At 59.4% G+C, this 17,709-nt stretch carries 17 protein-coding genes; 5 read left to right on the plus strand and 12 right to left on the minus strand.

Going from position 1 to position 17,709, the window contains the following annotated elements; genetic code table 11:
* Positions 1-7 precede the first annotated feature (7 nt).
* The 3 genes from LG409_RS08095 to mntR form a co-directional block, all read right to left on the minus strand.
* Entirely contained in the window at positions 8-1,045 is a 1,038-nt protein-coding gene (locus LG409_RS08095) for a TRAP transporter substrate-binding protein (protein WP_227407986.1), read from the minus strand.
* 289 nt (positions 1,046-1,334) lie between these two features.
* Positions 1,335-2,183 (minus strand): MurR/RpiR family transcriptional regulator, encoded by an 849-nt coding sequence (locus LG409_RS08100; RefSeq protein WP_227407987.1) that lies wholly within the window; start codon positions 2,181-2,183, stop codon positions 1,335-1,337.
* 75 nt (positions 2,184-2,258) lie between these two features.
* Positions 2,259-2,735, minus strand: coding sequence for a manganese-binding transcriptional regulator MntR (gene mntR, locus LG409_RS08105; RefSeq protein ID WP_039178251.1), 477 nt, complete (start codon positions 2,733-2,735; stop codon positions 2,259-2,261).
* A 152-nt stretch (positions 2,736-2,887) separates the two neighbouring features.
* Between mntR and LG409_RS08110 the strand changes: the two genes are divergently transcribed.
* The 3 genes from LG409_RS08110 to LG409_RS08120 are packed head-to-tail and all read left to right on the plus strand — an operon-like array spanning position 2,888 to position 5,580.
* Positions 2,888-3,808 carry a metal ABC transporter substrate-binding protein gene (locus tag LG409_RS08110; protein WP_039178249.1) on the plus strand — a complete coding sequence of 307 codons (921 nt, stop codon included), beginning with the start codon at positions 2,888-2,890 and terminating at the stop codon, positions 3,806-3,808.
* Positions 3,809-3,814: 6 nt separating this feature from the next.
* Positions 3,815-4,639 (plus strand): metal ABC transporter ATP-binding protein, encoded by an 825-nt coding sequence (locus tag LG409_RS08115; protein WP_227407988.1) that lies wholly within the window; start codon positions 3,815-3,817, stop codon positions 4,637-4,639.
* Between the two features lie 14 nt (positions 4,640-4,653).
* Complete coding sequence (locus tag LG409_RS08120; protein ID WP_319799344.1) at positions 4,654-5,580, plus strand: metal ABC transporter permease; 927 nt, start codon at positions 4,654-4,656, stop codon at positions 5,578-5,580.
* Positions 5,581-5,588: 8 nt separating this feature from the next.
* On the opposite strand, the gene LG409_RS08125 is transcribed toward LG409_RS08120, so the two are convergent.
* From LG409_RS08125 to LG409_RS08135, 4 genes are all read right to left on the minus strand, one after another.
* The gene (locus tag LG409_RS08125; protein ID WP_227407989.1) at positions 5,589-7,568 is read right to left on the minus strand and encodes a cation:proton antiporter domain-containing protein; all 1,980 of its coding nucleotides are present in this window, start codon (positions 7,566-7,568) and stop codon (positions 5,589-5,591) included.
* 119 nt (positions 7,569-7,687) lie between these two features.
* Positions 7,688-7,816: a hypothetical protein gene (locus LG409_RS18640; protein WP_260851395.1), complete on the minus strand. Its 129-nt coding sequence runs from the start codon at positions 7,814-7,816 to the stop codon at positions 7,688-7,690.
* On the minus strand, positions 7,813-9,021 hold the full coding sequence (locus LG409_RS08130) for an MFS transporter (protein ID WP_218314919.1): 1,209 nt from the start codon (positions 9,019-9,021) through the stop codon (positions 7,813-7,815). Before LG409_RS08130 ends, LG409_RS18640 begins: the two co-directional genes overlap by 4 nt.
* A gap of 63 nt (positions 9,022-9,084) precedes the next feature.
* Positions 9,085-10,476, minus strand: coding sequence for a GntP family permease (locus tag LG409_RS08135; RefSeq protein ID WP_039178235.1), 1,392 nt, complete (start codon positions 10,474-10,476; stop codon positions 9,085-9,087).
* A 295-nt stretch (positions 10,477-10,771) separates the two neighbouring features.
* On the opposite strand from LG409_RS08135, the gene LG409_RS08140 reads away from it, so the two are divergent.
* Positions 10,772-12,118 (plus strand): Na+/H+ antiporter family protein, encoded by a 1,347-nt coding sequence (locus LG409_RS08140; protein WP_039178232.1) that lies wholly within the window; start codon positions 10,772-10,774, stop codon positions 12,116-12,118.
* Positions 12,119-12,185: 67 nt separating this feature from the next.
* Here LG409_RS08140 and LG409_RS08145 read toward each other — a convergent pair whose 3' ends face one another.
* From LG409_RS08145 to LG409_RS08160, 4 genes are all read right to left on the minus strand, one after another.
* On the minus strand, positions 12,186-12,923 hold the full coding sequence (locus tag LG409_RS08145) for an RNA methyltransferase (protein WP_227407990.1): 738 nt from the start codon (positions 12,921-12,923) through the stop codon (positions 12,186-12,188).
* A gap of 107 nt (positions 12,924-13,030) precedes the next feature.
* Positions 13,031-14,674 (minus strand): chaperonin GroEL, encoded by a 1,644-nt coding sequence (groL, locus tag LG409_RS08150; protein ID WP_016913702.1) that lies wholly within the window; start codon positions 14,672-14,674, stop codon positions 13,031-13,033.
* A gap of 58 nt (positions 14,675-14,732) precedes the next feature.
* Positions 14,733-15,026: a co-chaperone GroES gene (locus LG409_RS08155; RefSeq protein WP_016913703.1), complete on the minus strand. Its 294-nt coding sequence runs from the start codon at positions 15,024-15,026 to the stop codon at positions 14,733-14,735.
* A 229-nt stretch (positions 15,027-15,255) separates the two neighbouring features.
* On the minus strand, positions 15,256-15,738 hold the full coding sequence (locus tag LG409_RS08160; protein WP_144982627.1) for an FxsA family protein: 483 nt from the start codon (positions 15,736-15,738) through the stop codon (positions 15,256-15,258).
* Positions 15,739-15,898: 160 nt separating this feature from the next.
* Between LG409_RS08160 and LG409_RS08165 the strand changes: the two genes are divergently transcribed.
* A complete protein-coding gene (locus tag LG409_RS08165) occupies positions 15,899-16,660 on the plus strand; it encodes an SDR family oxidoreductase (RefSeq protein WP_144982630.1) in 762 nt (253 codons plus the stop codon).
* 59 nt (positions 16,661-16,719) lie between these two features.
* On the opposite strand, the gene LG409_RS08170 is transcribed toward LG409_RS08165, so the two are convergent.
* Positions 16,720-17,709, minus strand: a complete 990-nt coding sequence (locus tag LG409_RS08170; protein ID WP_144982633.1) for a hypothetical protein — start codon at positions 17,707-17,709, stop codon at positions 16,720-16,722.

Consider the following 17,709-nt stretch of genomic DNA (forward strand, 5'->3'; position numbering starts at 1 on the left):
GGTAACGTTACAGGCCAAGCTGAGCGCCTACCGTTTCGCGCCAGGTGGCTTCGCAGTCGGCGGCCACGTTATTGCACTGGGTGGCCCACAGTGGCAGGGACACTTCCTCTACGGCGGCGGTGACGGCAGCCAGATCGGCGTCGGAAACGTCGACTTCGGTCAGCGCATACTGGTTGCCGAACTCGCAGGGCGACTCACCGGCGTTACAGCGCATGGCATCTTCGTAAAGCGCTTCCGAGTAGCTCCAGATGTCGTCGCTGAGCTCGGCAATGGCCGTTTCCAGCTGGGACTGCTGGGTCTCATCCAGGCGGTTCCAGGTGTCCAGGTTGATGGCGTAGCCATTGATGGCCAGCTGCAGAGCGATGGGCAACACGGTGGTCGTTGCCTCTGGCCAGCCGCCGGAGTTGGCCGAGGCAGGGCCGGTGATGCCGCAATCCACGACGCCACGAGAGAGCGCTTGTTGCACGTCGCCGAAGGGCATCGAAATGCCGGTGGCGCCCAACTGGCCAATGAAGTTGGCTGCGCTCTGGTCACCCACCCGTACGCGCAGGCCTCTCAAGTCTTCCAGGCCGGAAATATCCTTGTTGCAGAAGATGACCTGGGGACCGGCAGGCCATACGCCCAATAACTTGGCGTTGAAGCGGGACTGCAGGCGTGAATCCACATAATCATAAAAGGCCATGACATTGTCCCGGCCAGTCTCGAAACTGGTATTCAGGCCGATCAGGTCCATCCCGAGCACCGAGGGCTCGTCACGGCTGACCTGGGGGCCGCGCAGCGAGACGATGTCGAAAAGACCGGAGTTGAGGATGCGTAGCCCGTCCGTATCGGGAATGCCTGCCACATCTACCGGAATGTACTGAACCGTGGCTTCCAGGCCGCTGTGCTCGGCGAAATTTTCGAAGAAGGGGCGCTCCTTGTTCTGGGCAATCAGCCCCGAACCGGCAGGTTGGCCGAGCACTTTGAGAGACAGCGTATCGGCGTGGGCGGCGCTGCCGATCACAGCGGCGGAAAGGGCGGTCATGAGAAGAGTGCGCTTGAACATGGAGGCTTCCTGTTATCTGTAGTGGGTGCGATGTGGTACGCCAGGCTGGGCGTGTTGCTCACCGCGCATCCTGCGCAGCGTTTGTTAAGTAGATCCATATTTCATGCCACAAGCGCTATGAAATTTAAATTTCATATATAAAACAGGCAGAAACCACGCGTTGCCCGAAAAATGGGGTAACACGACATGGGGCGTGAGAGACAAAAATGCACCTTGAAAGTGCATGTTGATGGGGTGATGAACTAGAAGAGTGCTTCAGTAAAAGCAGTCGCTCGTCGAGATGGCTCGATTAAAGCTCTTCAAAGCGGTCATTGAGGGTTTCGATGCGGCTCAAACGCTGTCGTGACGCGTCTCCGGCCAGCTCGATGGTGCGCATGATCAGCAGATGACAGAGGGTCATGACCGCAGTGTGATTGAACAGCGGCCCGGAAGCGTGCGTATGGCAGCGAAAATGCCAGGTAGCTTGAGGGTGGGGCTCCGTGCCTTCATCGGTGATATACACCAGCGAGGCCCCGCACTCCCTGGCGCTGCTCAGCAGCTGTTCGGTCGTCGCAACTCGGCGCCGCAACCCCAGCACGATGACGCTGTCTTCCGGGCCAATGTCGGCAAGGTGCTCGCCCAGGGTTTCACCAGGGCCGGGAATGGCGGCGATGTCTCCGGTCACTTGCAGCAGCTGCCAGCGTAGGTAGTCGGCTAGCGGGCGGCTGGCGCGATAGCCAACGACCCAGATTTTACGTGCCGCCAGCCATGTATGGGCGACGGCGTCGATATCGGCCTGGGTGATGGCGGCAAAGGTTCTGTCCAGGTTGTCCTTGCTGAAGGTCAGCCCCTGGGCAAGCCAGGATTCGGATTGGCCGAGACGCTGAGCGGGGAGAAACAGGCGCGACCCCGTCGTCTGCTCTTCGCGGGCATGCCTGCGTGCGGCTTCGTAATTGTCGTAACCCAGACGCCTGACGAAACGCGATACCGTCGCCTTGGAAACTTTTGCAAAGCGTGCCAGCTCCTGGGCATTGTAGCTGGCCAACTCGCCGGGGAAGTCGCAGACGAATTCACCCAGCCGCCGCTCTGCCGGATGCAGGGAGGGCAGTGCATGGCGAACACGGGCAAGAAAGGAGCGTTCTTTCGAAGCGGGCGACATGACAGTATCCTGAAACCACGATTTCTTGAATGATGCGGGTTATCAGGCGTCAGGACAAGACGGCCGCGTCAGTCATCACTGCGACTGCTGCTCGGTGAAGCGCTTCATGATGGCCAGGGTCGTATCACTCACGTGGTGCTCCATGCCTTCGGCATCGATGCGCGCGGTGCTGTCTTCGACGCCCAGAGCGCGCAGGAAATGCAGCACGATGTCGTGCCGGGCGCGGGAGGTTTCGGCCATTTTCTGGCCTTCTTCGGTCAAAAACAGCGAGCGGTAAGGCTGGCTGGTGACGAGCCCCAGCTCGTTGAGTCGCCGAATCATCTTCGACACGGTGGCCTGGCTGACGGCCATGCGATTGGCGATGTCTGCTGCTCGGGCCTCACCGCGGTGTCGCAACAGATCACCGATCAGCTCCACGTAATCTTCGATGAGCTCGGTTTCATGAGCGTTGCGCACGGTTTCATACTGCTGAGCGTGCTGCTCCACTGGCGGTAGGGCGTCACCGCTTTTCTCACATGAGGCAGGAGCGCGCCGAGGGTCGTGATCACTCATTGGCAATATTTATCAAGGTTAGTGGCATCGTTGATTGGTGATGGTAGCGCATTTGAACGGATAATTGTTAGCCAAGGCTAAACTATTTGCACTTGGCTTTTTCTTTGAGCTACAGTGATATCATATGTGAGTTTACACGGGAGCAGTTGGCGATGGCGAAATCTTACGGATGGATGTTGATGGGGGCTTCCCTGGCCTTCGGTGCGAGCACGTCCTCGGCGTATGCCAATGAGCTGTTGCATCCGCCCATCAACGTGGCCGTCACTTTTTCGGTGCTGGGCGATCTGGTGCAGCGGGTAGCGGGTGACGATGCCGAAGTGACCGTGCTGACGCCCATCAACGCTGAAGTGCATGAGTGGGAGCTGACGCCGGATAATTTTGCGGCCCTCGAGAAGGCCGATATCGTCTTCTACAACGGTTACCAGCTGGAGCAGTGGATGCGCCAGGTGGAAGCCACGGTATCGCAAGGCGTGCCCGTGCTGGCCGTGGCCGAGGACTCGGGCTATCCCACTCAGTCGATTGCGATAGGCGACATGGAAGGCGATATCGACCCGCATCTGTGGATGGACCCGCGTGCCGCCAGCGCCTACGTGCAGGCCATTGCCAACGCCCTGGAAGAGCGCTTGCCACAGCAGGCCGAAGAGATTCACCAGCGTGCCAGCGCGCTGGAAGACGAGCTGCACGCACTGTATGTCGAACTGCAAGAGACCCTTGAGGCAATTCCCGAGGAACGGCGTGTGCTGCTGTCCAGCGAGGCGGCGTTTCTCTACTTTGCCGATGCCTTTCACTTCAAGCACGATGGCATCTGGGGCACCAATGCCGAAACCGAAGGCTCTCCACGCCAGCTGATGCGCATCATCGATTTGATCAACGAGCGCCAGCCCGCCGCACTGTTCTGGGAAAGCACCATTTCTGACCGTCATGTGACCAGCATCGCCCGTGATACGGGGCTGCCGGTGGCAGGGCCACTTTACGTGGACTCGCTCAGCGAGCCGGATGGTGTGGCGGGTGACTACTTTGCCATGCAGCGCCACAATGCCGAACTGCTGCGCCGTTATCTGGGTGTCGAGTAGGTCATCATGAACAGTGCTTCGTCACTACCTCCGGCTGCCATTGAGGTGTCGGGGGTCTATGCCGCCTATCAACGCCAGCCGGTGCTCGAAAACATTCAGCTGAGATTGCCGGCGGGACGTTGGACGGCCATTGTGGGTCCGAATGGGGCTGGCAAATCGACGCTGTTTCATGTGCTGACCGGTAGCATGAAGCCGCTGCGTGGCCAGGTGATGGCGTTCGGAGAGCCCATTCAGCGGCGCCGCAAAGCTGGTGGTATCGCCTATATGGCGCAACGTGAAGCGATCGAGTGGGACTTTCCCATCTCGGTATGGGACACCGTAATGACGGCGCGCTACGGCCACATGCGCCATGACCCTCTATGGCGGCGTCTGCTGCCTGGGCGTTGGCAGGCTCCGAGCCACCGTGACGTCGTGAGCAAGGCGCTGCAGGACGTGAATATGCTGGACATGGCCGAGCGTCCCATTGGGGCGCTGTCGGGCGGCCAGAAAAAACGTGTGCTGTTGGCCAGGGCGCTGGCCCAGCAGGCCAGTATCCTGTTGTTGGACGAACCGCTAGCGGGCGTCGACCCGCCCAGCGAGCAGCTGATTCTCGATGTGCTCAAGCGGGAGCGAGAAGCGGGCAGGACCATTGTCATGGTGACCCATGACATGCCGGGAGCGCGCCGCTATGTGGACCACGTGGTGCTGATCAACCGCTTCATCCGCGGGGCGGGGTCCCCGGATGAAATGCTCAGCGACCGCAGGCTGGCCGAACTGGCGGTGAGCGCCCAGCCAGCGCCAGATTCTTTTACCTTGCAACAGACCAGTGCTCCTGCTTTGATGCCTCAATAACGGTCAATTTCAACATGTTAGATACACTGGATAGCATGGCCAGCGCGCTGATCGCTGGCCTGCTGGCGGCGCTGATGGTGCCCATCAATCTGCTACCCGACGCCATTTCCGATGCGTTTCAGTACGCCTTCATGCAGCGTGCGCTGCTGACCTCGATGCTGGTGGGCGCCATTTGCGGTCTGCTCTCCTGCTACGTGGTGCTCAAGCGCTGGTCGCTGCTGGGGGATGCGATTTCCCACGCGGTCTTGCCCGGCGTGGCGATTGCCTACCTGCTGGGGCTGCCGTTTTTCATCGGGGCTTTCGTGACGGGTGCGCTGACGTCGTTGGGTATCGGTGCCATCGAGCGCCATACCCGCATCAAGTCGGACGCAGCCATGGGTATCATGTTCACCGGCGCTTTTGCGCTGGGCATCGTGCTGATCAGCAAGATGGCCTCCAGCACGCACCTGATGCATATCCTGTTCGGCAACGTGCTGGGCGTACAGCAGTCGGCGCTGATGCTCACGCTGGCCGCCAGCGTCGTGGCGCTGCTGGTGATATGGCTCGCCTTCAGGCCGCTGATGCTCTACGCCTTCGACCCCACGCAGGCCCAGGCGCTGGGGTTCAATACCAGCGTCATTCATTACGGCCTGATTCTGCTGCTGACCCTGACCATCGTGGCAAGCCTGGAAACCGTAGGCATCATTCTGGTCGTTGCCATGCTGATCACCCCCGGTGCCACCGCACATCTGCTGACCGACCGCTTCACAACGATGCTGTTGATTTCGACCAGCGTCGGTGTGGGCTCGGCGGTACTGGGGCTATGGCTCTCTTATGCCTTCGACGTGGCTTCGGGAGGCACCATCGTCCTGGTCGCCACCAGCTGCTTCTTCCTTGCGCTGCTGTTTTCGCCTCGGCACGGGGTGTTGATGCGCCACTGGCGGCATCGCCGTATCGCGTGACGCGCGCCTCAGTAGGACGCCGGATTCAGTTCGGCGTCTGCTTGTTCGAGTGCTTCGGGAGTGCCCAGCAACACCAGCACATCGCCCGGCTGTAGCGTGGTGGCTGGTTCAGGATAACGGATGCGCTCCTGACCTCTCACCAGAGCCGTGACCACCACCCTTGGCGCTTGCAGTGGGCAATTGCCGAGCGGCTGGCCGACATAACGGCTATCAGCATCCAGCACCAGTGAGTGCAAGCGCTCGATTCTGTCGTCATTTTCTTCGCTCAACCGCTCCAGGCTCCCTCTGAACAGCTCTTTGAGCATGGGGTAGCGATTGATGCGCTGTTCCTGAAGGCGCTGAGTCACACGCCACATGGGGACATTCAGGGTCAGCAGCGAATGCATCGACATGATCATGCCGCTTTCCAATGTTTCAGGGATGACTTCGGTAGCGCCAGCGGCGCGTAACTCCTCCGTGCCACTGTCGTCATGGGTGCGTACCACGATGGGCAAGGTAGGGACGGTGTCGTGCACGTAGCGAAGTGTCTGCAAGGTGGCAGTGCGGTCATCATGACTGATGATCAACAGGTTCGAGCGGCTCAGGCCGATACTCTCCAGCACGGTGGGGTCCGATGCATCGCCGTAGAAGACCGGATGTCCTGCCAAGCGAGCCTCTTTGACGATGGTCGGATCCATGTCCAGTGCCACGAAATCGATCGACTCGCTCTCCAGGAACCGGCTGATCACCTGGCCTGTGCGTCCATAACCACAGATGATCACATGCTGTGCATAGTCAACCGCAGGAGGGGTGCCCTGGGCGGTTTCCTCTGCAGAGCCAGGACGCTTTCTAAATAGCCAGGCGGCCAGCGGCTGGTTGTAGCGAATTAGGAAAGGCGCGGCGATCATCGAGAACAGCACTGATGTCAGCGCGATTTGTGCTGGCGCTGCCGCGATAGTGCTGTGGTCCAGGCCAATGGCCAGCAGCGCAAAGCCAAATTCACCCCCCACCGCGAGGGTCAGGCCGGTGCGCAGAGCCGTTTGAGCATCGATACCCGAGTACCGCACCAGCGCTGCCACGATCAACGTCTTGATGGCGAGCAGGGCCACGGCGCCCAGCAGGGCCTGATGCCAAATGGAGGGCAGCAGCGCAGGCTCCACGAGCATGCCGATGCCGATGAAGAACAAGCCAAGCAAAACGTCACGAAATGGGCGTATGGTCGTTTCCACCTGATGGCGAAACTCTGTTTCGCCCAATACCATACCGGCCAGGAAGGCGCCAAACGCCATGGAAAGTCCCAGTGAATCCGTTGTCCAGGCGGCAATCAGCGACACGAACAGCACGGTCAGGGTAAACAGTTCCGCCGAGCGGCGGCTGGCTACCAGGTGAAACAGCGGTTTCAGCAGATAGCGGCCAGACACCAGCACGATGACAAACGCGGCCACTGCCTTGGCCATGGCAATGCCCAGTGCTCCGGCAATTTCCGAAGCCGCTGCGGTGCCCAGCACGGGTATCAAGATCACGAAGGGAACCGCCGTTATGTCCTGAAAGACCGACATGGTGGTGCCCAGGCGACCGTGTCGGGTCTGGCTTTCCCCTTGTTCCATCAGCTGTTTGCTGATGATGGTGGTCGAAGACTGGGTGAATACGGCACCAACGATGAAGGCCGCCACTGGGGGCAGGCCGATGGCCCATCCCAGCAGCGTGAACGCTGCCGTCGTCACGACGACTTGCGCCGTGCCCAGGCCGAGAATGGTGTGCCGCAGGGCATAGATTTGGGGCAACGGAAAGCTGAGGCCAATCGTGAACAGCAGAAACACGATCCCGAATTCGGCAATCGCCTGGATATAGGTGGTATCAATGGCAGGCCCTGCCGTATGAGAGCCAAGAATGACCCCCACCAACAGATAAGCCAGGCTGGGCGGGATTCTGAAGCGCTGAAAGAGCAGTACCACGAAAACCGTGACACCCAACAGCAAGAGTGTCTGGACGAGCGCTTGTTCTACCATGCAAGGTGCATCCTTGAATAATCAACATCATTTGGCCAACGATGCACTCTTTATGCCACTAATGGGCCAATTTGCCTATGTCGAAGGTCATGAGATGATTCGGTTTCGTGGGGCCTCGATCAGCATAGCCGACTCCCCATCAACAGCAGGCCCGCATCCAGCGACTGCCACCCCCACCAGGCAAGGGCAGTTCCCCCGGCGATGGCCAGCGCCCCCAGCAGCGCTAGCGAAAGAGTCTGTGGTGTCATGGTGTCACCTGCGTGGGAGTGGTGCGTGCCAGCGGTTTTTCGCTGATGAACCAGTGCAAGGCGGCGGCCACTACGGAGAGCACGATGGCGATTTGCCAGACGGTATCGTAGTGACCGGTCATGTCATAAAGGTAGCCGCCAAGCCAGACGCCCATGAACGACCCCAGCTGGTGGAACAGAAACACGATGCCGCCCAGCATGGAGAGGTGTTTGACGCCAAACACCGACGCCACGATGCCGTTGGTCAGCGGCACGGTCGAGAGCCACAGCAAGCCCATGGCGACACCAAACGCGTAAGCACTATAAGCGCTCAGTGGCGCGACCAGAAACGCGGTGATGACCACGCCTCGGATCAGGTATAGCCAGCTGAGCAAGCGCGGCTTGGACCAGATTCCTCCCATCCAGCCTGCCGTATAGGTGCCCACGATGTTGAACAGCCCCACCAGGGCCAGAACGGTGGTACCCACTTGCACGGCAAGCCCGTTATCGAACAGGTAGCCCGGCAAGTGCACGGCAATGAACACCACCTGAAACCCGCACACGAAAAAGCCCAGGCAGAGCAGCCAGAAGCCTTTTTGCCCGGCGGCTTCGTTGAGCGCGTCGCGCAGGCTCAGGTCGCCCAGCGCATGGGGTCGTGGGCGATCCTTGAGCATGGCGCCCAGCGGAATCATCACGGCGGCAATCATGCCCATGGCCAGCAGGGCCGCCGACCAGCCCAGCCACTCGATCAGCCCCAGCGTGCCCGGCAGCATGGCGAACTGGCCAAACGAGCCCGCCGCACTGACGATCCCCATGGCCATGCTGCGCTTTTCGGCGGGTACCGCTCGGCCAACAGCGCCCAGGATCACCGAGAAGGTCGTGCCAGAGAGACCGATCCCGATCAGCAGGCCAGCGCTCAAGGTCATGCCCAACGCGCTGGTGGAAAGGCTCATGAAACACAGCCCCAGTACGTAGAGCACGCCCCCGGCCACAATAATTCTGGCCGCGCCGAAACGGTCTGCCAGCGCACCGGTGAAAGGCTGTGCCAGGCCCCACATCAAATTCTGAATGGCCAGCGCCAGGGCAAAGACCCCGCGCCCCCAGCCAAGCTCACTGCTCATGGGTTCGAGGAACAACCCGAAACCGTGGCGCAGCCCCATCGCCGTAGAGATGATGAGGCTGGCCAGAAGGATCAGCAGCAGGGAGGAGTGTCGTGTAAGGGCCATGACGGGTCTCGTTGTTGTTCGCTGGTTAACACGTTAACCAACTATCGCATGGCTTACGCGGCTTTAGAAGCTTCCAAACAGCGTGCCCAGCGTAATCACGCTGATCAACGCAAAAATCGGCAGCACGATAGTGACCATGGCCACATTGGCATAGGACTGGCGGTGCGTCAGACCGCAAATGGCCAGCAGCGTAATCACTGCCCCCGAGTGGGGTAGCGTGTCCATGCCGCCCGCGGCCAGGGTCGCGACACGGTGCATCAGTTCGGGATTGATGCCCGCCTGCTGTGCCATGGCCAGGTATTCATCACCCAGGGTTTGCAAGGCAATCGACAAGCCGCCCGATGAGGAGCCGGTAATCCCCGCCAGCACGCTCATGGCCAAGGCTTCGGAAATCAGCGGGTTGCCGGAAACGTTGAGCACGGCATCACGGATGATCATGAAGCCTGCCAGGCTGGCAATCACTGCCCCATAGCCCACTTCGGAGGCGGTATTGAAAATCGGCAGCAGCGAGCCAAAGCAGCCCTGGTTGATGGTGTTTTTCAGATCCTTCCAATGGTTCCAGCGGGTAATGATCAGCCATGCCGAGGCGCTCAGCAGCGAGATCAGGATCGCCCACAGGCCAGTCTGGCGGCTGGGGGTGATGTTCTCGAAGGCGTCGCTGATATAGCTCAGATCCATGGCGGGGAAAACGCCATAGGTAAACAGCGCGTTCAGGCCGATGACCATGATCAGAGGAATCAAGGCTACTGCCAAGGGGAGCGTGGGGGCGGGCGTGTCGTCCTGCTGGGGGTCGACTTCACGCTCGGTGTGCGTGCCGTAGCCTTCGCCGTTGGCGGCTGCCTTGCGAACCCTGGACTGCAGATAGTAGGTGCCCAGGCCCAGCATGATGAGTCCGGCAATGATGCCCAATCCGGGAGCCGCAAAGCTGTTGGTGCCAAAGTAAGGAATGGGAATGGCATTCTGAATGGCTGGGGTGCCCGGCAGAGCCGTCATGGTGAAGGTAAAGGAACCCAGCGCGATGGACGCAGGTATGAGCCGCTTGGGTACATTGGCCTGACGGAAGAGCTCACGGCTGATGGGATAGATGGCAAAGGCCACCACGAACAGTGACACGCCACCGTAGGTCAATACGGCACAGGCCATGACCACGGTCAGCACCACGTGATGCGTGCCCAGCCGCTTGACGATACCGTTGGAAATGGACTGCGCGGCACCGGAGTCGGCCATCAGTTGGCCGAACAGGGCGCCTAGCAGGAACAGCGGAAAGAACTGAATGACGTAGTTACCCAGCGCCCGCATGAAGGTGTCGGTGTAAATGGGCAGCAGCAGGCCGCCATCACCGGAAAGCAGGACTGCCAGCGACGCCATGAGCGGTGCCAGCAGCAGCACTGATATGCCTCTGTAAGCCAGCAACATCAGCAGTATCAGGGAAATGAGAATGGCGAAAATGCCCATGCAGGCTCCTAAGACATTGTTAAATTAGCAGTGTCGGTCATCGATGAAGGTCGCGATACTAGGAGGATTGTTGCATAGCAGCAAGAGCGCTGTGACTAAAGTCTTAGCCGCTGTGCCAGCGTACTCGGGGATCAGATAAGCCTGATGAAGGGCGCGCTATCTGCTAAAATCCGCCGCCTGGTTTTAAAGGCATGGTTTAAAAACCTGGTTTTAAGGGCCTGGTTTCAAGAACTTGGTTTTAAGAACCTAGTGAAGACTTCGTATCAAAGACCTTCTATTAGCTCTGGATATTTCCATGAATGCAGTCATTCTTGCAGTGCTCGTGATGGTGACGCTGTCACTTCTTCGTGTATCGGTGGTGTTTGCCCTGGTGGTGGGGGCCCTGGTAGGAGGGCTAGCGGGTGGACTGTCGCTGGATGACACGCTCAGCGCTTTCAATGATGGCGTAGGCGGCGGTGCCCAGGTGGCGTTGGCCTACGCCACGCTGGGGGCCTTTGCGGTCGCTATTTCTCGCTCTGGCCTGCCGGATTTGCTGGCCACGCGGTTGATCAAGCTGCTGGGTAAAGAGGCCACGGCGGCGCATCAGGCGCGGGTGAAAATGCTGCTGCTGGGCGCTGTGCTGCTGGTGGCGATTTCTTCTCAAAACGCCATCCCGGTGCATATTGCGTTCATTCCCGTCCTGATTCCGCCGCTGCTGGTGGTCATGAACCGCTTGCAGCTGGACCGCCGCGCGGTTGCCTGTGCGCTGACCTTTGGTCTGACAGCACCCTATATGCTTTTGCCAGTGGGCTTCGGGGCCATCTTCCTGAACGACATATTGTTGGCCAATCTGAACAGCGCAGGCGCGGCGGCGGGGCTCGACATCACTCGGAGCATGGTGCCCATGGCCATGGCCATCCCCGTGGGCGGAATGGCCATCGGGCTGGTCGTCGCCCTGCTGTTCAGCTATCGCGGTCAGCGCCACTACGCCGCCAAGCCGCTGGCCGCACCTGCGGGTGAGCAAGCGCATACGCCTGCCGAGCCTCATATGCTGGGGTTGGTCATGTCGGGGGTCGCCATCGTGGCTGCGCTGGGCCTGCAGCTGTATACCGGTTCCATGATCGTGGGCGGCTTGGTGGGCATTGGCCTGCTGTCGTTGGGGGGGATTTTCAAATGGCGTGAGGCCGACGATCTGTTCACCAGCGGCATGCGCATGATGGCACTCATCGGTTTCATCATGATTTCAGCGGCAGGATTTGCCGAAGTGATGAAAGCCACGGGGGATATCGAGGCCCTGGTGGCGGGCGCCTTCGAGCTGTTTGGTGACAATCGCGGCCTGGCTGCGCTGGTCATGCTGCTGGTAGGGCTGTTCATCACGCTGGGCATCGGTTCATCGTTTTCTACCATTCCGATCATTGCCGCCATTTTCGTCCCATTGGCGATTCAGTTCGGGTTTTCGCCCATGGCCACCGTGGCCTTGGTGGGCACCGCGGCGGCATTGGGCGATGCTGGCTCACCGGCATCGGACTCCACTTTGGGGCCCACTGCCGGCCTGAACGTGGACGGCCAGCATGACCATATGTGGGATAGCGTCGTGCCGACCTTCCTTCACTATAACCTTCCGCTGATTGCGTTTGGTTGGCTGGCGGCCATGTCGCTTTGATCTGCGCATCATCCGAAAAAGGCCGCCAAATGGCGGCCTTTTTTGTCTGGCGGTTGGCGTGCGCTGCTTACTGTTTGGGCAGGTGTGCCTCGAAGGCGCTTAGTAGCCCGCGGAGTAGCGATAATTCCTTGCGGCTTGGCTGGGCACGTGAGAACAGTGCCTGCAACTGCTCTTCGGTGCGTGCGTGGGGCTGGGTCAAAAAACCGCTCTCGTGCATGAGCCGACCCAGGTGTTCCTGGAAGTAGCCAAACTGTTCGCGACTGGGCGGCGCCGCTTCCAGGGGCCGTTGATAGACGAAATCACTGTCGTCGCGACGTCGCCAGGCGCGATGCACTTCATAGGCAAGAATCTGCACGGCTTGCGAGAGATTCAAAATGCCGTAATCCGGATTGGCCGGTATGCTGACCTGGTGGGTGCAGCAGCGGATCTCGTCATTGGTCAAGCCGGAACGCTCGCGGCCAAACACCAGCGCCACGGGGGCTTGATGGGCATTGGCAATGACCTGTTGTGCCATGTCGTCCGGTTCGTCGAAGTGGGGGAGCGGCATGCTGCGTAATCGGGCACTGGCCCCGACCACCTGAACGCAGTCCTGCAGGGCGTCTTCCAGGGTGCTGACGCAGCGCGCGTTGTCCAGCACATCGGTAGCGCCCGCCGCCAGTCGAGTGGCCTCTTCGTCAGGAAAGGCGCGTGGGTGGTTGACCAGCACCAGCTGGGTCAGGCCCATGGTTTTCATGGCGCGGGCGGTGGCGCCAATATTGCCGGGATGAAAGGTGTGTACCAGCACGATACGAATATTGGAAAGCACGGGACGTCGAACCTGAAAGCTGCCAAGAAGAAAGGGGATGGTAACACGCAAAGAACCCCGCCGAAGCGGGGTTCTGAAGGACGTATTACGTCAGAGCGAGGTGGGGCTTACATCATGCCGCCCATGCCACCCATTCCGCCCATGCCACCCATGTCCGGGGCAGCTTCTTTCTCTTCCGGGTCGTCGGCGATCATGCACTCGGTGGTGATCATCAGGCCCGCAACGGAACCGGCAGACTGCAGCGCAGTACGGGTCACTTTCGCAGGGTCGAGTACACCCATTTCGAACAGGTCGCCGTATTCGCCGGTCTGTGCGTTGTAGCCGAAGTTGCCTTCGCCATCTTTCACACGGTTGATGACCACCGCAGACTCTTCACCGGCGTTGGTGACGATCTGACGCAGCGGCGCCTGCATGGCACGCAGGGCCATGTTGATGCCGTGGTTCTGGTCTTCGTTGTCACCCGTCAGGCCTTGTACCTTGGCCATGACGCGTACCAGCGCCGTGCCGCCACCAGGTACCACGCCTTCTTCGACGGCAGCGCGAGTAGAGTGCAGCGCGTCTTCGACACGTGCTTTCTTCTCTTTCATTTCGACTTCGGTAGCTGCGCCTACGCGGATAACGGCAACGCCGCCTGCCAGCTTGGCAACGCGCTCTTGCAGCTTCTCTTTGTCGTAGTCGGAGGAGGTGTCTTCGATTTGCGCGCGGATCTGATTGACGCGTGCTTCGATGTCACCTTCTGCACCAGCACCATCGATGATGGTGGTGTTCTCTTTGGTCATGGTGATGCGCTTGGCAGTACCCAGGTGATCCAGGTTTGCCTGCTCGAGGGTCAGACCGACTTCCTCGGAGATGACCGTGCCGTTGGTCAGGATGGCGATATCCTGCAGCATGGCCTTGCGACGATCACCAAAGCCGGGTGCCTTGGCAGCCGCTACCTTGACGATGCCGCGCATGTTGTTGACTACCAGCGTGGCAAGCGCTTCGCCTTCGATGTCTTCGGCGATGATGGCCAGCGGCTTGCCTTGCTTGGCGACACCTTCCAGCACCGGCAGCAGCTCGCGGATGTTGGAGATTTTCTTGTCGACCAGCAGGATGTAGGGGTCTTCCAGCTCGACCGCCATGGTGTCCTGATTGGTGACGAAGTAGGGAGAGAGGTAGCCACGGTCGAACTGCATGCCTTCGACGACTTCCAGCTCGTCTTCGAAGCCGCGACCTTCGTCAACGGTGATGACGCCTTCTTTACCTACTTTCTCCATCGCTTCGGCAATGATCTCGCCAATGCGCTTGTCGCCGTTGGCAGAGATGGTGCCTACCTGAGCGATGGATTTGGTGTCGGTGCAGGGCACGGACATGGCCTGAATTTCCTTGACGGCAGCGGTGACCGCCTGGTCGATGCCGCGCTTCAGGTCCATCGGGTTCATGCCCGCCGTCACGCCTTTCAGGCCTTCTGCAACGATGGCTTGGGCCAGCACGGTAGCGGTAGTGGTACCGTCACCTGCGGCATCAGACGTCTTGGAAGCGACTTCCTTGACCATCTGAGCGCCCATGTTCTCGAACTTGTCTTTCAGTTCGATCTCTTTGGCGACGGAAACACCGTCTTTGGTGACGGTCGGGGCGCCGAAGGACTTATCCAATACCACGTTGCGGCCTTTCGGGCCCAGCGTGACCTTGACGGCGTTTGCCAGGATATCTACACCACGCGCCATGCGTTTACGAGCGTCATCAGAGAACTTAACTTGCTTAGCAGCCATGTTCGTTACTTCCTAAATTGAAATTGAACGATGAACGTAAATGGGTAGCCGAGGCGTTTTAGCCTTCAACGACCGCCAGGATATCGGCTTCACTCATGATCAGAACTTCTTCGCCGTCGATCTTCTGCTTCTCGACGCCGTAGCCGTCCTTGAAAATCACCGTGTCACCCACTTTGACATCCAGCGGGCGAACGTCGCCGCTTTCAAGAATGCGACCATTACCAACTGCCAGGATTTCGCCACGAGTGGGCTTTTCCTGTGCATTGCCCGGAAGCACGATGCCGCCAGCGGTTTTCTGCTCTTCTTCCACGCGACGGATCACAACGCGATCGTGCAAAGGACGGATATTCATGCTCACGTTCTCCTGAGTAGTGTCAAAGCCCCTTGGGGCCATTAGCTTGAAGGAATTTCCGTGGGCAGCACCCGCGGAAAGCGAAGGCCTGTTGCCTTCATGTCAATGGTAACGCCATCAGGCATTACCGAAGTTGTGTGCTGACTCAAAAGTGGGGGCTGGTCACTGCCTTTCAAGGGGGGCGCCATAAAAAAATTGCGGATTATCAGTGCGCCTGGCCTGCTTCTGTTCACTGCCTGTGAGAAGACTCATCCTTGCTGATGAAGTCTCCTTCCAGCGGCCCCTCTGAGGAGGTCGAGCCAGGCTCGTGCTGATGGGGTGGCTCACGCTCTGGGGTTGGGCCTTGACGGGTGACCAGCGAGGCCTTGACGCCTAGCCAGGCCATCAGCTTCAACAATAGCTGCCGCGCGCTGGGAAGCAGGCACGCAATGCCCAGTGCATCCGAGAGAAAGCCGGGCGCCAACAGCAGGGCGCCACCGAAAATCAGGGCTGCACCTGTGAGCACTTCCTGGGAGGGGATTTCTCCCATCTGCATACGCTGGCGAGCACGCGCCAGGGTGGAGACTCCTTCCTTGCGAATCAAGTGCAGCCCGATAAACCCCGTGCCTAGCACCAGTGCCAGCGTCGCCAGAAGCCCGATCCGGCTTCCCACGGTAAAAAGAAGCACAAAGTCCAGTAGTGTGAACAGGGAAATAAAGAGAAGAATGGGCATGACCGACTCCAGAACAGACGTAATGAGTCAATATGGTGTCAGAATTATAAAAAACAATCTGCATTGTCTGCAGTGAGCGCAAGCGTTGGCCGAGTCGATTTTTTGCTGACGGCTATCTATGCTGCAATGCACAACCCCTGGTTTCGAAAAGGAGAGACGCATGCAGTTGAATGAGCAAGTGGTGGCGATTACCGGAGGCGCCCGCGGGTTGGGGTTTGCCATGGCAAAACATCTGGGCGCACAAGGGGCGCGTCTTGCCCTTCTCGACATGAGCGGTGAAGCGTTGGACGAGGCCGTCTCGAACTTGGCGGCGGCCGGTATCGAAGCGCAGGCGTTCGTGACCAATGTGGCAGATGAAGCCTCGGTGCAGCAGTCTTTTGCCGACATTGCCAAGCGCATGGGCGCGGTGAGTGGCTGTGTCAACAACGCCGGTATTACCGATGACAGCCTGCTGGTGAAAGCCAAAGAGGGGGTGGTGGAAAAGCGCATGTCGCTGTCTTCCTGGCAGCGAGTGCTGGATGTCAATCTGACAGGCGTTTTCTTGTGTGGCCGAGAAGCGGTCACCCAGATGATCGAGGCCGGTCAGCCGGGTGTTATCGTCAATATTTCGAGTATTTCACGTGCGGGCAACATGGGGCAGAGCAACTATGCGGCTGCCAAGGCGGGCGTACACGCGCTGACGGTGACCTGGGGCAAGGAGCTGGCCCGCTATGGTATTCGCACCGGTACCGTGGCGCCGGGGTTTATCGAAACCGACATGACGGCCTCCATGCGACCCGACATGCTGGAACGTATTGCCAACAGCGTGCCGTTGAAGCAGCTGGGCCAGCCCGAACATATTGCACGCAGCGTCGCGTTCATTTTCGAAAATGACTACTTCACGGCCCGGATCATCGAGTGCGATGGGGGGTTGAGGCTGTAAAAATCGCGACTTTGGGGCTTTGACTGGCGTGGTCAGCGCCCCAAGGGCTCCAGGAACATCTAGAAGTGAAAATAGTTGCGATGTATTTCACGCTGAAAATACATCTCGAGGCGCAGCGTCATGGCCCAGCGAGGGTCGTAACTGTCTTCTCGCTGGAAATGCAGTTCCGGTATGACATCGCCAAACAGGATGCCCTTGTGAATGTCTCTGCGGTAACGCGTCTGCAGATAGTAGTTGGTCATGCGCGGATTGGAGGCGCTTTCGCCTATCGCCAGGGCCGAGTAGCGAAGTGCGCTGCGTCGGTTGAGACGCTGATTCAGTTCAGCAACTTCGCTGAATTCCAGCGTATCTTCCTCTTCCCGCCACTGCAGCGTGCTGATGAAACGCAGGTGGAGATCGTCTGCCAAGGGGCGGCCAATGTCCCAGGAGGTACGTGCTGAGTAGCCTTCATTATTGAACCAGGAAACGCGGTTGTAGGACTCAAGCTGCCAAGGCCCGTCGCCTATATCCCACAGCCGTTCACTGGTGAATCGGACGTAGGGATCCAGTGGCATGCGCAGCCTTATACCTGCACCCACCCGGTTGCTCCAGTTTTCGCGTTTGTCACGCCGTTCCAGCCAATCAAACCCAAAGGTGGAGGTGCTGCGATCACGCTGGTCGTTATACAGACGGCCTGATCCCTGGTCTGCCAGAGTGCCTTGAGACTCTTCAGGATCACTCTCGATGATCAGTCGCAAGCGATCTTCCGTGGTCGGCAGGTCAATCCGGTAGCGCAGGCTGATGTCGCCACTGGTGCCGTCACCCTCCATCCAGTCCAGCTCTTGCCCCAGTCGTAAGTAAGAGTCGTTGTGCGCCGTAGCCGAGTCGTCGCCACCAAAAAAGGCATCGATGTTGCGAGAGGTGTTATCTACCCAGTCTCCAACGCGGGCACGAAAGGGTTCGACCCGCTCTTCGGCCCACTCGGGCAAATCGCTGTCCGTTTCATCAGCAAGCAGACAATAGGGCGTAAGCATGACGCTCAAGCACATGGTGGCAACGGTGAATCTCAT

This window comes from Halomonas sp. NyZ770 (assembly GCF_020616575.1).
GTDB lineage: Bacteria > Pseudomonadota > Gammaproteobacteria > Pseudomonadales > Halomonadaceae > Vreelandella > Vreelandella hamiltonii.